We start from the raw sequence: 14,369 nt of genomic DNA, 5'->3' as shown, positions 1-14,369 counted from the left end.
TGCAGATGCGTACGTCAATTGCGGCAAAGCAAGGCGCATTCGGTCTGATTCCGGCCAGCGCGGGAGTCGGACTGCGCTTCCGGCACCATCAAGAGGTCCTCGGAGAACGGCCTGGCGTCGCCTGGTTCGAAGTACATAGCGAGAACTACATGGGCGGAGGCACGGCGGCGCGCTACCTGGACGCGATTCGCCGGGACTACCCCATCTCGCTGCATGGGGTCGGCCTGTCCCTGGGCAGTGCCGAGGGGCTAGTTCCGGCCCATCTTGCGCGAATACGGAATGTCGTCGAGCGGATCGAGCCCGGACTGGTGTCGGAGCACCTGTCATGGAGCGTCGCCGGCGGGACGTATCTTGGCGACCTGTTGCCCCTGCCCATGACCGAAGAGGCGCTGGACATCGTATGCCGCCACGTCGATCAGGTCCAGACCCACCTGAGGCGGCGCATCCTGGTTGAGAATCCCTCGACCTACCTTCGTTTTCGTCACTCCACCATTCCGGAGTGGGAGTTTCTCTCCGCGGTCGCGCGCCGCACTGGCTGCGGCATTCTGTGCGACGTCAATAACGTCTATGTCAGTGCAAGCAATCATGGCTGGGATGCCTCAGCTTACATTGCAGCGCTGCCGCCGGAGGTGGTCGGCGAGATCCATCTTGCCGGTCACAGCGTCAGGCAAATCGAGCAGGGGCCAACGATCCTCATCGACGACCATGGCTCGCGTGTTGCACCGGAAGTCTGGAAGCTCTATCGCGCAGCCCTCAAGCGGTTCGGACCGATTCCCACGCTGATCGAATGGGACACCAATGTGCCGGCGCTCGATGTCCTGATGAGTGAGGCTGCTATTGCCGAAACAGCTCTGGAGCACCAACGCCATGACGCAGACCGCCCCTACTCTGCTTGAGCTCCAGCGCGCATTCGGCCAGAGCCTGCTACGCGGCGCCGATAATGGCGTGACGGCCTACGTAGTCGCGGGTGGCCTGGCACCGCAAGCGCGGCTGAACATCTACCGTAACACCGCCATCAGCGTGCTATCCACGGCACTGCGCCTCTCCTACCCGGCTGTCCAGGCGCTCGTCGGCGAGGAATTCTTCGAGGGAGCCGCCAGGCTCTTCCTGGAAGCTTCTCCACCGCAGAGCGCGTGGCTGGATGAATACGGCTCGACATTCCCGGACTTCCTGGAGCAACTGCCGCGAGCCGCGACACTTTCCTATCTGCCAGATACTGCCCGGCTCGAATGGACCATTAACACCGTGCAGCATGCCCCTGAGGCCACACCCCTTGCATTGGCGCAACTCACGTGCCTCACGGACGCCGAGATGGGGCGCACGTGTTTCGAGAGGCATCCCGCGGCACAACTGATGCGATCCGAGTACCCGGTGGACGCTATCTGGTGCGCGGTGCTGGCCCACGACGATGACGCTCTAGAGGCAATCGACATTGCCGGCGATCCGGTCTGCTTGCTTATCCGCCATACGGAGTCCGGCATCGCTATCGACCGGCTCCACGGCTGCCAATGGCGCATCGCGGCATCTCTTTTCGCGGGGCGGCCGCTCCATGCTTGCCTCGACGAGACAACGCCGGCAGAGATACACAGTTTGCTCGCCACGCTTCTGGCCGGCGGATGCTTCACGCGCTTCAGCATCGCTGCCCAGACCTTCGATCAATGCACCCGGGACGTTTCGTCATGACAAATCCAGCACCGTCCGCTCACACCCGCACGACCGCGGTCCAGCGCGCGCTGCACGCGGTCGCGTGCCTTGAGCGTATTCCGTACTCAGTCCTTGCGATCCCGCTGCGACTCGCGGTGGCCACAGTCTTTTGGAGCTCGGCGATGAGCAAGCTGGCTAACTGGGATACCGCCCTCGAGCTGTTCAGGGAGGAGTACCGGGTACCTCTGTTGCCGCCCGAACTGGCCGCTTATCTGGCGGTATCAATTGAGTTGACGACGCCCGTGCTACTTGTTCTCGGGTTGGCCGCACGGCCCGTAGCGCTGGTGTTGCTCGGCATGACTGCGGTCATCGAGGTGTTTGTCTATCCACAGGCCTGGCCCACGCACATTCAGTGGGCGGCGATGCTGCTGGTACTGCTGAGCCGAGGCGCGGGCGACTGGTCCGTGGACCGGTGGTTGTGGACGCGCTTCGGCCGCTAGCCTGACAAGTATGCTCGCAGCCTGAACGAGGCAGACAAAGCCCGCGCGCGAATCGCATCCCTCTGGCTCTGTCCGGAGCGGCTGAGAACGGTGTCCGTTCACGCGTGTCTTGCCGCCCGTAACGGCGCCGGTTGCGGCCTGCGTGGCCTTGGCACGTGATGTCCTTGCCGGACATCGGCGACAAGCGGAAACGGGGATGGCAAGTCATTGGACTCAAGCGCGGCACTATCCAAAACGATGTGCCCCCTCCCCCAACCTGCCGCAGGCGCAGGCTACCCGTTCTGGCTTTCCGGGTCCTTGATTTCTTGACGCCGGATCGTCCCCGCACTGACCGGGACATGGCCACACTCTTCGCCGCTGCGTTAGCGTCCGGCTTGGGCCAGTATTGTTTCGATTTGCCGATCCTTTTCTTCCCACAGTTGGGTGAGCCAGCGATGAAACTCGGCGCGGAACGCGGCATCTCCGTCGTAGTCACCTCTACAGAGATTGGACGGGATCGGCAGTTCGCGAGTACGCACGACGACGCGCCCGGATCGGCCGCAGGCCAGTTGCCAGAAACTTGGAGTGCCGTCGGGATAGACGATGCTGACGTCCAGCAGCGCACTGAACCGCGGGCCCATCGTGTTGAGCGCCAGCGCCAGTACGCCGGCCTTCGGCTTGAGCAGGTGCCGGTAGGGCGAAGACTGGGTCTGGTGCTTGGCCGGGGTAAAGCGCGTGCCCTCGGCGAAGTTCATTACGCTGGTCGGCACCAGGGCGAACTTGGCGCAGGCACGCCGCGTGGTCTCGCGGTCTTGCGCGCGCAATGCCGGACGCTTGCGCAGCGCCGCCTTGGAATGCCTGCGCATGAACGGAAAATCCAGCGCCCACCATGCCAGGCCGATCACCGGCACATAGACCAACTGCTGTTTCAGGAAGAATTTCAACAGCGGGATGCGTCGGTTCAAGACGCGCTGGAGCACAAAGATATCGACCCAGGAGCGATGGTTGCAATTCACCAGATACCAGCCAGCATAGCGCAGTTCGTCCACACCTTCCACATCCCAGGGTCCGTGTAGCAGCAGGCCGATCCAGGCATCGTTGCAAGTGATCCAGGCAGTGGCGAGGCCGTTGAGGACCGGGTCAATGCGTCGCCGCACCGCGGGAAACGGCAATAGTAACTTCAACACCGCGAGAACGAAAAGCGGTGCGCACCAGAACATTGTGTTCAGCGCCAGCAACGAAAAACTGAGCAGGCCGAGTGCAAAAGCAGGCAACGCACGCATCAGTCGTGCTCCTCGATCAGTGTGGGATGGAAGGATGGCCGCCCTGGTTTGGGCGGGGCGGAAAGAGTGGACTGCCACGACCGGAAAGGCGTCAGGTCGGCCATGGATTGCGAGTACCGCCGAAATCCATGGAGAGCGCAGTGCTTGGCGCCATGGAGCCAGGCCGTTGCTCGATGCGTGTGCCTGCTTGCCGGCATGTCAGGCGCGCAGGCGGTCGGCCATGCCGGCCGATAGCCAAGGGGGCCGATGAGAGTCCACGATTGCCGCATCAACATCCGTCATCGTTGCGAGTAGCCGACGCCCTGCCCCCGCGCCGGACACCATGATGGCCGCGCCTAGTCCGCTGACGCGTTCGGCGCTGCTGGCCACCAGGGTGACGCCGTGCGGGCCATGGCTTGGCAGTCCGGTCTTCGGGTCAAGGATGTGGTGATAGCGCCGGCCCTCGCGGATAAAGCAACGCTCATAGTCACCCGACGATGCCACGACGCCGTTGCTTAGCGCGACCACACCGACTAGCCGCTCCGGTGCACGCGGATCGCGCAGGCCGACTCGCCAGTCGCGGCCCTGCAATTGACCGGTGACAAGCACGTCACCTCCGCCATTGATCATCGCGTCGTGCAGGCCCTGGCGATGCAGCACCTGCAGGCCGGCTTGCAATATCGGCAGCTTGGCGATCCCGCCCAAGTCCAGTTTCATGCCGGGCCGGCGTAGATAGGCAGTGCTATCCGCTTCATTGATCACGACGTCGCGGTAGTTCACCAGATGGCGTTCGCCGGCCAGTTCGTCACGGCTGGGGATCACTGCCTGCGTTTGATCGAAATTCCAGCCGGAGAATGCCCCGACCGTAATGTCAAAGGCCCCTTGGCTGCGCGCGGATACCTGGGCCGCCAGCTTCAGCACTGCCAGCAATTCAGGTGCGACCCGCACCGGATTGCGTCCGGCAGCCCGCTGCAATGCGCTGACCTGGCTGTCAGCCCGGTAGCGGCTCATGAGTTGTTCGAGCCGGGCCATCTCGGCAAAGGCCGCAGCGATGGTGGGCTCGGTTGCCCTGGATCCGTGGCCCTGGACCACGATATCGACTCGAGTGCCCAGCAGCGTGCGCGAAGCGCGTTGCACGCGCGGGTCAGCCAGCGCCGGCCGCAGGAACATCCCGGTAACCAGCAAAGGTATGCCTGCCAGGTAGCGGCGACGGCCAGGATTGCGAGGATGTTCGGTTCGCATGGCAAAGACCTCAGCGTGCCTGTGCTGTCATGTAGTCCACTGCCGCCTTGACCGCGTCATCGGCCAGGGAGGTGCTGCCGCCGCGTGCCGGCATCATGCCTGTGTTGCCACTGAATCCTTCCAGTGCGTGCTTGTAGAGCGTTTCATTGCCCTGGGCCATACGTGGCCCCCAGTCAGCCTTGTCTCCCACCTTGGGCGCACCAGCCACGCCGGGGACATGGCACATTGAGCAGACCTTGCCGAAGGTGCTCTTGCCAAGTGTGTTCTCTGGGGTGGCCGGCGGAGACGCGGCGGTCAGCCCAACGCTCTGCGCGGGTGTGGGTGCGGCGGCCTCGGCCTGTGCCGAGGCGGCGTCTTTCTTCTGTCCGCAAGCAAGCAGGACAGCAGTACAGGCCAGCATCAGGCATAGATTTCTCTTGAGCATGGCGATCTCCTTGAATGAGTTGAAAGCGCTCTGGAAACGAGCACGCCATGCATTCTGTCTTCTTGGTTTCGAAAAAGAAGCATTAAAAATACTCATTTTAAGAATGCCTGACCCAGATCAAGTGCCTTCCCGGCTACTGCTCCGAAGATGCTACCTGCCAACGGGAGCGATGCGCGACATGTGAATCGGCACCGTTGCCCGGCCTCTATTAAAGTTGGTTTAAGGACTGATGATGACCAAGGATAAGACACAGCGGAATGACGTTCCCAGCGCGCCCGGGCGGCGGCGCTTCATTAACACAACAGCGCTGGCCGGGCTGGCATCCGTGGTGGCCTGTACGGACAAGAGCGCTTCGTCCGTGCCCGCCGCCGCAGCCGCCGGTGCGGCGCCTGCTGGCGAGCACGTTATTGCCGGCCTGCATCCGAAACCGGGCGAGCTCGATACCTACTACGGTATCTGGAGCGGTGGACATGCCGGTGACGTGCGCATACTGGGCATGCCTTCAGGGCGCGAAATTCATCGTGTGCCGTGCTTCGTGCCGGATGCGCTGGTCGGCTGGGGCATCACCAATGAGTCGAAGAAGGTGATGGGCACCAAGCCCGACGGCAGCTTGAAATACACGGTTGGCGATACGCACCACGTCCACGCTTCTTACAAGGACGGCAACTATGACGGCCGCTATGCGTGGGTCAACGACAAGATCAATGCACGTCTTGCCCGTATCCGGCTCGACTATTTTGTCTGTGACAAGATCACCGATTTGCCTAACGTGCAGGGCTTCCACGGCATCTTCCCTGACAAGCGGGATCCGGTGGACGAGAAGATCAACTACACCAGCCGCGTGTTCTGCGGCGGCGAGTTTGGCATTCCGCTACCGAACAACGTCGGCACCGAAGATCACAGCAAGTACCGTTCCCTGTTCACTTGCGTGGATGCCGAAAGCATGGACGTGCGATGGCAGGTGCTGATCGACGGCAATTGCGACCTGGTGGCGACGTCCTACGACGGCAAGCTTGCGGCGACCAACCAGTACAACACGGAAATGGGTGTTCACTACGAGGACATGATGTCCGCCGAGCGCGACGCCTGCCTGTTCTTCAACGTGGCGCGGATTGAAGCCGCGATCAAGGCCGGCAGGTTCAAGACCATCGGCGACTCCAAGGTCCCGGTCGTGGACGGCACGCACGCTGCCAACCAGGACCCGAAGACGGCACTGACTGCCTATGTATCGGTGCCGAAGAACCCGCATGGCGTCAACGCCAGTCCTGACCAGAAGTACTTCATCTGCGCGGGCAAGCTGTCGCCCACCGTCACGGTGATCGAGCTGTCCAGGATCCTCGACTGGTTCGACGGCAAGCTCGCAGCGCTGGATGACGCGATCGTGGCGGAAGTCGAGGTGGGTCTGGGGCCGCTGCATACCGCCTTCGACGGCCGCGGCAACGCCTACACCACCTTGTTCCTGGATAGCCAGATCGTGAAATGGAACATCGATAAGGCGATCCAGTTCCACAAGGGAGACAAGAACGCCAAGTACGTACTGGACCGGCTGGACGTGCACTACCAGCCGGGCCACTTGAGTGCCTCGCAGTCCGAAACCGTGGCGGCCGATGGCAAGTTCCTGGGCGTTGGTTGCAAGTTCTCGAAGGACCGCTTTCTGCCGGTGGGTCCGCTGCATCCGGAGAACGAGCAGTTCATCGATATCTCCGGCGACAAGATGATGTTGGTGGAAGACCACCCGATTCGCAGCGAGCCGCACGACTTCATCATCTTCAAGCGCGATTTACTACGTCCGAAGCAGGTCTACTCTCTGGACGACTTCCCCTTGGCCATCAAGGACGCCAAGCAGTCCGGCGTGTTCCGTAACGGCAAGAAGGTAACGGTCAAGCTCACTTCGCAAGCCCCCGCTTACAGCCTGCGCGAGTTCAAGCTGAAGAAAGGCGACGAGGTTACGCTGATCCTGACCAACTTGGACAAGATCGAAGATCTGACGCATGGTTTCGCCATCCCCAAGTACAACGTCAACTTCATCGTGAACCCGCAGGAAACAGCATCCGTGACCTTCGTGGCTGACAAGCCTGGCGTGTTCTGGTGCTACTGCACGCACTTCTGCCATGCACTGCACCTGGAAATGCGTAGCCGCATGATTGTCGAGGCCTGAGCCCTAGCTTGATCGCACGCGTGCGCCAATCGCGTACGCGCGCTCTTATGGATGGGAAGATGCAATTCGGAAGCCAACGGTTCGCGGTCTGGGTGGCTGCGTTCCTTTTATTCCTGGCGTTGGGCATGCACCCGGCGATGTCGAGTACCGGCGCCTATGAAGCCGCGCTGCCGGCCGATCTCGCCGACGCCAAGGCGCTGTGCGCGCTCGTGCCTTGCGCGGATGTGTTTCCCGGTGCCAAGCGTTTCTCTGAGCGCATGGGGCAGCCGCCCTATGTCGAAGCCTACGGAGCGTCCGAGGACGGCAAGAAGACGCTGCTTGGCTACGTGATGCTGTCCACCGACATCACCGATACGCCGGGCTACTCGGGCAAGCCGGTTGTCACCTTGATCGGCATGGACAGGCAGGGCCGCTTTACCGGCATCAAAGTGCTCAAGCATTCCGAGCCGATTCTGTTGTTGGGGATTCCTGAATCCGCGCTATTGAATTTCAACAAGCAGTATCTTGGCAAATCGGTGGCGGACAAGATCGAAGTCGGCCAGTCGCGTCCGGACGAAGGTGTGCTGGGCGTGGACGCGATCTCGGGTGCCACCGTGACCGTGATCGCGCAGAACCAGGTATTGACGGCTGCCACGGCCGCAGTGGCGCGTCAGGTCGGCATCCTGGCGCCGACGCGGCGTGATCCTGCGCGATTTGCCGTGAAGGGGCAGCGCTTGAGCTGGGCTGAATTGGTCAGGCAAGGCAGTATCCAGCATCTGTTGGTGCGGCCTGAACAGCTGGGGCTGGAGCGCGCCGCCGAACCCTTCATCGAGCTCTGGTTCGGCGACCTCAATCACCCCGACCTGGCTACAAACCTGCTTGGCGAACTGGGGTGGCAAAACCTGCGCGCCCAGCTAAAGGAGGGCGAGCACGCAATCTTCGTGGTCCGCACGGCTGGAACGGAATCATTCAAGGGCTCGGGTTTCGTGCGCGGCGGTATCTATGACCGGGTGCAGATCAAGCAGGGCTCCGACTCCTTCACTTTCCGTGACCTTGACTACCTGAACCTCTACGGCTTGACCGCCGCCGGCGCGCCGGCTTACACCGAGTCGGCCATCTTCGTGATCCGCTCACCGGCATTTTCGGCGGCGTATCCGTGGAAGCTGTCTTTGCTTGGCAATCGAGTCGACCGCGCCACCGGTACGCGCAGCTTTGTCAGCTTCGATGCGCCATACTGGCTGCCCGATGCCCTGTTGCAAGGCGGCCGTCCGCAGGTCGAGGAAGCCGTCGCACCATGGCAGCGGGTATGGCGCACGCGCGCGCCGCAGATTGCACTGTTTGTTGCGCTGTTGCTTGCGGTGACTGTGGCCTATGCGCTGCGCGAGCGTCTGACCCGCCGCGCCACGCACAAGAACAAATGGCCGGTCAACGTATTCAAGTACAGCGCGTGGGGCCTGAGCATCGGTTTCGTCGGTTTTGGCGCGATGGCCCAGCCGTCGATCACCCAGGTGCTGACGTGGTTCCACTCGTTGCTGTTCCAGTGGACCTGGTCCCTGTTCCTCACCGACCCTTTCATCTTCTGCTTCTGGATCTTCATCATCCTCACCGTGTTCCTGTTCGGACGTGGCCTGTTCTGCGGCTGGCTCTGTCCGTTCGGCTCGCTTTCGGAGGCGATCTACAAGGTTGGCGGGTGGATTGGCTTCAGGCGCTGGCAACGCCACCTGCCGCGCGCATGGCATGATCGGCTGAAGTGGCTCAAGTACGGCATCTTCTTCGGTCTGCTGGCGGTCTCCGTATTCTCGATGGGCCTGGCAGAGAAGCTGGCCGAAGTCGAGCCGTTCAAGACCACCTTCCTGGTCGGCATCGGCCACCGCGCCTGGCCCTATGGCTTGTTTGTCTGCACCTTGCTGGGCCTGTCGCTATTTGTCGAACGCCCCTATTGCAAATACATCTGTCCGCTTGGCGCGGCGCTCGCCATGCCCAGCACGTTCCGCTGGTTTGGCCTGCGCCGCAAGCAGGATTGCAACACTTGCAAGGCGTGCGCGGTGGGCTGCGGTTCGCTGGCGATCGATGCCAACGGCCGCATCGACCATCGTGAATGCCTGCACTGCCTGGATTGCATGGTGCTCTATACCGACGTGAAGGGCTGCCCGCCGCTGGCGAAGGAGCGCAAGCGCCGTGAGCGTGCCGGCCTGGAGATCACGCCCATCGGCCGCGACGGCTATTTCATCCCGATCCAGCCTGTGCCCATGAACTCGCGCGTCGCGCAGGGCCCTGACCCGCGCATGCCGACCGATCCGGTATCGTCGCCGCACCAGGCTGGCGTGCGTGGCTGGCGCCGGCTGGTGCCTGGGTTGCTCGACCACTTCTGGCCCTGGAGCCGCGAGGGCTGGACCTCGGCACGCGCATTGCAGGTGGCCGGCATTTCGCTGGCGCTTGCGGTAAGCCTGGCCTGGGTACTGGCCGCCATGGGCCGGCTGTCGTCGGGTGCCATCATCGGCTGGTGGTTCGGGTGGAGCGTCTATGAGGTGCTGATCCGGCTGTCGGGACGCCGCTATGTCAAGAACGGTCCCTGGTGGCAGGATCGCTACCGTCACGCAAGCCTGATGGACATGCTCAGCTATGTGGGTTTCAAGAATCTGCTGATCGGCGCGGCGCTGTTCCTGACGTTGAAGGCCATGGGCCTATTGATCGCATGAAGTGTGTTCTGATACCGCTCCTGCTGGCTGGTGCACTGGCCTCTGCCCAGGCAGCTACATTGCCTGTCAGGCCCGGTCAGTCACTTCAGGCGGCGATCGATGCCGCTCGCGCTGGCGATGTACTGGAAATCGAACGCGGCATCTATGTCGGAAATTTCACCGTCGGCAAGGCGCTGACCTTGCGCGGGCTCGACCGGCCCACGCTCAGCGGCGGCCAGCATGGCGATACCGTGCGTGTGACTGCCCCCGATGTTGTCATCGAGAATCTGATCGTGCGCGACTCCGGCGACAGCTTGAAGGATCAGAACGCCGGCATCTATATCTGGCCCGGCGCGCACCGCGCCGTGGTGCGGCATTGCGACCTCACATACAACCTGTTTGGCTTGTGGATCGAGAAGGCTGACAACGTTCGCATCGAAGACAACACCATCACCGGCAAGCGCGACTACAACTCCGCGCAGCGCGGCAACGGCGTGGAGCTCTACAACACCCAGGGGGCCCGCATCATCGGCAACAACATCAGCTTTGTGCGCGATGCGCTCTACGTCGATGTCTCGCACCACGCGGTCTTCAGGAGCAACCGCCTGCACCACAGCCGCTATGGTACGCACTACATGAACTCCTACTACAACCTATGGGAGGACAACGACAGCCATGACAACCGCGGTGGCCTGGCGCTGATGGAGGTGCGCGACCAGATCGTGCGCAATAACCGCACCTGGGGCAATTCCGACCACGGCATCATGCTCCGCACGCTGCAGGACTCGCGCGTGGAGAACAATATTGTTGCGGGCAACAACCGCGGATTCTTCATCTATGACGTCGAATACACGACGCTGCGCGGCAACCTGGTCATCGACAACCGCGTCGGCGTGCATCTCTCGGCCGGCTCCACCCGCAACGTCGTACAGGGCAACGATTTCATCGCCAACCGCGAGCAGGTGCGCTACGTCGGCGCGCGTGACGAGGCCTGGGGCGGCCGCAACGCCGCCGAGCGCGCCTCGGGCAACTACTGGAGCAACTATCTCGGCTGGGACCGCGACGGCGACGGCATCGGCGACCTGCCCTATGAAGCAAACGACATGGTGGACCGGCTGAGCTGGCGCCACCCGAGCCTGCAGCTGCTGCTGGCCAGCCCGGCAATACAGGCGCTGCGCTTCGTGAGCCGGCAATTCCCGGTGCTGCGCGTGCCCAGCATTGTCGATGCCTATCCGCGCATGCGGCCGGCCAACAAGAACTGGAGTAATTGGCGTGACAAGCAACATCCCGGCCATTGACGCCGCCATCGAACTGCGCGGTGTCAGCAAGCACTATGGCGCTGTCCATGCCGTCGACGGCGTGGACCTGCATGTGGGTGCCGGCGAGCTGTTTGGCCTGATCGGCCACAACGGCGCAGGCAAGAGCACCTTGTTCAAGATGATGCTTGGACTGATTCCGGCCAGCGCCGGCGAGATTCGCGTGGCGGGCGCTTCGGTGCGCGGGCGCGCTTTCCGCGCCGCGCGCCGCATGGTTGGCTACCTGCCTGAGAACCTGGTGCTGTACGACAACCTCAACGGACTGGAGACGCTGCGTTTCTTCGCCAGGCTCAAGGGCGCAGAGCCGGCGAGCTGTGGGTCGCTGCTGGCGCGGGTGGGCCTCGCGGATGCGGCGGCCAAGCCGGTGCGCGAGTATTCAAAGGGCATGCGCCAGCGCCTCGGCTTTGCCCAGTCGCTGCTAGGTGCACCGCGCGTGCTCTTCCTGGACGAACCCAGCAACGGCCTGGATCCGGCGGCCATCCGCACGTTCTACGCCGTCCTGGAGGAATTGCGCGGGCAAGGCGTCACGATTCTGATCACGTCCCACATCCTGGCCGAGTTGCAGCAGCGCATCGACCGCCTCGCCATCATGGCCGGCGGGCGTATCCAGGCGATCGGCAGTGTAGCGGCGCTGCGCGAGCAAGTAGACCTGCCCTTGACCCTGGCGCTACGCGTCGAGCCCGGCGCGCGGGCTGAACTCCGGCAGCGGCTTGCGTCCCTGCGAACCCTGGGTGCGCAGGTCGAAGACGGGATGCAGGCGCAAACGCTGACCCTGCGTTGCCCACGCCCGCTGAAGATGGCTGCTTTGGCCGCGCTGCAGCCATTGGGGGGCCGCCTGCTGGATCTGCAGATCCACGAGCCCTCCCTGGAAGACGTCTTCTTCGGGCTGGGGAGCTGAGCATGATGCCTATCGAATGGCGGCAGATCGCCACGCTTGCGGCCAAGGAGTTCCGCGACCGCATGCGCAACCGCTGGGTGCTGGCGGTGGCCCTGGTGTTCACCGTGTTCTCGCTGGTGATCAGCTACTTTGGCGGTGCCGAGCAGGGCACGCTGGGGCCGCGCTCCATCGAGTTCGTGATCACCAGCCTGGTCAGCCTGGTGATCTACCTGATTCCGTTGATCGCTTTGCTGCTGGGTTTCGATGCGATCGTCGGCGAGCGCGAGCGCGGCTCGCTCGAGCTGCTGCTGGCCCTGCCGCTGACCCGGCTGGAACTGTTGCTGGGCAAATATCTGGGCCTGGCGGCAGCGCTCACGCTCTCTACGCTGGCCGGCTTTGCGCTGATGGCCGTGCTGCTTTACCGGCAATTCGGCTGGCCCGGGCTCTACCAGTACCTGGGCTTCATGCTCAGCTCGACCTTGCTGGGTCTGGCGTTCCTGAGTCTCGCCATGCTGGTTTCGGTGGTGAGCCGGGAACGCACGCGCGCCTCGGGCTTGTCCATTGCGCTGTGGTTCGGCTTCGTGCTGGTGTTCGATCTGCTGCTGCTGGGCCTGCTGGTTGCCGGCGGGGGCGAGTTCGGCGGCGACGTGCTGGGCTATCTGCTGCTGCTCAACCCGACCGATGTGTTCCGTATCCTTAACGTCTTTTCCCTGGATCAGCTGCGCGGCCTTCCCGGCCTCGCCAGCATCATGCCGCCCGCACTGGCCAATCTCTGGCTGATGGGTGGGGCGATGCTGGCCTGGATCGTCGCGCCGCTGGCGCTGGCCACCTGGAGGTTCCGCACATGAAACTCAATCGTCGCCGACTGCTGCTGTTCATGCTGGCTGGCGCGTCGGGCCTGGCCGCCTGCGGCCGGCAAACCAGCGCATCCATCACCCCCGCCGAGATCGACGCCGCCAGCACCTGCGACCTGGATGGCATGTTGCTGGGCGACTACCCCGGGCCGAAGGCCCAGATCTACTACGCCGGCGATCCCAAGCCGCATTGGTGCTGCGATACAGTCGAGATGTTCAGTACCCTGCTCAAGCCCGAGCAGGTCAAAGCCATTCAAGCGGTGTTCGTGCAAGACATGGGGCGGGCCGACTGGGAACAGCCGCGCGGGCATTGGTTCGACGCCAAGACCGGCTTCTACGTGCTGGGCAGCAAGCGCCATGGCTCGATGGGGCCGACCGTCGCCAGCTTCCGACAAGAAGCTGACGCGCGCACCTTCATCGTCGAGCATGGCGGGAGACTGCTGCGCTACGCCGAGGTCAAGCCCGAAATGGTCGACCTGAGCGGAGGCGTACTGCATGACGGCCGGATGTAGCGATGTTGCTACGTCGCCTTGCCCCGCCTCCTCCCCCGGCTCGGGTACGTGCAGTTCGGTCTCCAGCCGGGATGCGTAACGGCTTCACGTCGGGAATCTCGCCGTTGACGCCGACCTCGCCCGCGTTGGCCGCAGCCGTGATTGGCGAGAGCGGCAGCGCGTACCAGACCATTGGCAGGGTGCGGTACTCCGGATGCATGGGAAGCGCCACCTTCCAGTCCACTGCCATCTGGTAGACCGGGCTGCGGCGCGCACCCTCCAGCCACGGCTCGGGCCCGCAGGTGTAGTTGCACTCCCATTGATCCTGGTCACGTGCGCATCCCTCAAAACGGCCTAAGGTCTGTCTCAGGTAACGGATTCCCAGAAAGATGGCAAAGAAATTTCCTTTGTATCCGAATCATCCCGAGCGAATTTGCTGGGGATGCGACAAGTATTGTCCCGTTGATTCGATGGGATGTGGAAATGGCTCGAGTCGCACACAGCACCCGGTTGAATTGCTTGGAGAGGACTGGCTCGCATACGGAGACTGGGGCATCGCTCCCCCAGAGAAGGCGGGCGAAGTGCCAGGCAAGCCGGACGACTGATCTGGCTGCCATCGAACCGCAAGACGGAGTTTGTCAGGAAAGGAGGCCAGGATCACGCCGTGCCGGGCCATTTGCTCCGGCTCGCAACGTTGGCCACCTGTAAGATCAAAGCGCAGACACGATCAGGCCGTGGCGAGGAGGCTCGTCTGGCTCGCAGGCCCACTCTTGCCAGGACGATCGGCATCGCCCGATTGCGCAATGCGTCAGCGCTTCCGTCAATTCAGGCACGGAGCACGCGGACAGCCTCCTCACCAACGAAGGCGCTGAGCCACTCCGCAGGCGATACCTGCCGCGACTTCCGCTACGGAATCGACTCCCCTTGCGCCGGGCGGCGGAACGGATCGACTTCCACCGGCGTGG

General features: G+C 63.0%; 13 protein-coding genes and 1 pseudogene. 10 read left to right on the top strand and 4 right to left on the bottom strand.

The annotated features are described in order from the left end of the window. Positions 1 to 5: 5 nt before the first annotated feature. Genes bufB through P3W85_RS02290 form a run of 3 tightly spaced genes read left to right on the top strand, consistent with a single transcriptional unit; the run spans position 6 to position 2,144 of the window. On the top strand, positions 6 to 896 hold the full coding sequence (bufB, locus tag P3W85_RS02300; RefSeq protein ID WP_276263569.1) for an MNIO family bufferin maturase: 891 nt from the start codon (positions 6 to 8) through the stop codon (positions 894 to 896). Beyond that, positions 868 to 1,683, top strand: a complete 816-nt coding sequence (locus P3W85_RS02295; RefSeq protein ID WP_276263568.1) for an HvfC/BufC N-terminal domain-containing protein — start codon at positions 868 to 870, stop codon at positions 1,681 to 1,683. Before bufB ends, P3W85_RS02295 begins: the two co-directional genes overlap by 29 nt. Then, entirely contained in the window at positions 1,680 to 2,144 is a 465-nt protein-coding gene (locus tag P3W85_RS02290) for a DoxX family protein (RefSeq protein WP_430869475.1), read from the top strand. Before P3W85_RS02295 ends, P3W85_RS02290 begins: the two co-directional genes overlap by 4 nt. Before the next feature lie 362 nt (positions 2,145 to 2,506). Here P3W85_RS02290 and P3W85_RS02285 read toward each other — a convergent pair whose 3' ends face one another. From P3W85_RS02285 to P3W85_RS02275, 3 genes are all read right to left on the bottom strand, one after another. Beyond that, entirely contained in the window at positions 2,507 to 3,406 is a 900-nt protein-coding gene (locus tag P3W85_RS02285) for an acyltransferase (RefSeq protein ID WP_276263567.1), read from the bottom strand. Positions 3,407 to 3,604: 198 nt separating this feature from the next. Beyond that, on the bottom strand, positions 3,605 to 4,627 hold the full coding sequence (locus P3W85_RS02280) for an FAD:protein FMN transferase (RefSeq protein WP_346430226.1): 1,023 nt from the start codon (positions 4,625 to 4,627) through the stop codon (positions 3,605 to 3,607). 10 nt (positions 4,628 to 4,637) lie between these two features. Further along, positions 4,638 to 5,051, bottom strand: a complete 414-nt coding sequence (locus P3W85_RS02275) for a c-type cytochrome (RefSeq protein ID WP_276263604.1) — start codon at positions 5,049 to 5,051, stop codon at positions 4,638 to 4,640. Positions 5,052 to 5,280: 229 nt separating this feature from the next. Between P3W85_RS02275 and nosZ the strand changes: the two genes are divergently transcribed. The 6 genes from nosZ to P3W85_RS02245 are packed head-to-tail and all read left to right on the top strand — an operon-like array spanning position 5,281 to position 13,425. Beyond that, positions 5,281 to 7,209, top strand: coding sequence for a TAT-dependent nitrous-oxide reductase (gene nosZ / locus P3W85_RS02270; RefSeq protein ID WP_035811537.1), 1,929 nt, complete (start codon positions 5,281 to 5,283; stop codon positions 7,207 to 7,209). Positions 7,210 to 7,268: 59 nt separating this feature from the next. Then, positions 7,269 to 9,887: a NosR/NirI family protein gene (locus P3W85_RS02265; protein ID WP_276263566.1), complete on the top strand. Its 2,619-nt coding sequence runs from the start codon at positions 7,269 to 7,271 to the stop codon at positions 9,885 to 9,887. Continuing rightward, entirely contained in the window at positions 9,884 to 11,164 is a 1,281-nt protein-coding gene (locus tag P3W85_RS02260) for a nitrous oxide reductase family maturation protein NosD (protein ID WP_276263565.1), read from the top strand. Before P3W85_RS02265 ends, P3W85_RS02260 begins: the two co-directional genes overlap by 4 nt. Beyond that, positions 11,139 to 12,080 carry an ABC transporter ATP-binding protein gene (locus tag P3W85_RS02255; RefSeq protein WP_017226788.1) on the top strand — a complete coding sequence of 314 codons (942 nt, stop codon included), beginning with the start codon at positions 11,139 to 11,141 and terminating at the stop codon, positions 12,078 to 12,080. Before P3W85_RS02260 ends, P3W85_RS02255 begins: the two co-directional genes overlap by 26 nt. 2 nt (positions 12,081 to 12,082) lie before the next feature. Further along, positions 12,083 to 12,907 (top strand): ABC transporter permease, encoded by an 825-nt coding sequence (locus P3W85_RS02250; RefSeq protein ID WP_017226787.1) that lies wholly within the window; start codon positions 12,083 to 12,085, stop codon positions 12,905 to 12,907. Next, positions 12,904 to 13,425, top strand: coding sequence for a nitrous oxide reductase accessory protein NosL (locus tag P3W85_RS02245; protein WP_017226786.1), 522 nt, complete (start codon positions 12,904 to 12,906; stop codon positions 13,423 to 13,425). Before P3W85_RS02250 ends, P3W85_RS02245 begins: the two co-directional genes overlap by 4 nt. Before the next feature lie 67 nt (positions 13,426 to 13,492). Here P3W85_RS02245 and narH read toward each other — a convergent pair. After that, a pseudogene (narH, locus tag P3W85_RS02240) lies at positions 13,493 to 13,699 on the bottom strand (nitrate reductase subunit beta); the annotation flags it as partial. Positions 13,700 to 13,793: 94 nt separating this feature from the next. Between narH and P3W85_RS02235 the strand changes: the two are divergent. Further along, the gene (locus tag P3W85_RS02235) at positions 13,794 to 14,009 is read left to right on the top strand and encodes a DUF3079 domain-containing protein (protein ID WP_276263564.1); all 216 of its coding nucleotides are present in this window, start codon (positions 13,794 to 13,796) and stop codon (positions 14,007 to 14,009) included. Positions 14,010 to 14,369 lie beyond the last annotated feature (360 nt).

The sequence above is a fragment of the Cupriavidus basilensis genome, from assembly GCF_029335485.1.
Taxonomy (GTDB): domain Bacteria; phylum Pseudomonadota; class Gammaproteobacteria; order Burkholderiales; family Burkholderiaceae; genus Cupriavidus; species Cupriavidus basilensis_E.
This window is presented reverse-complemented; position numbering and strand designations above follow the sequence as displayed.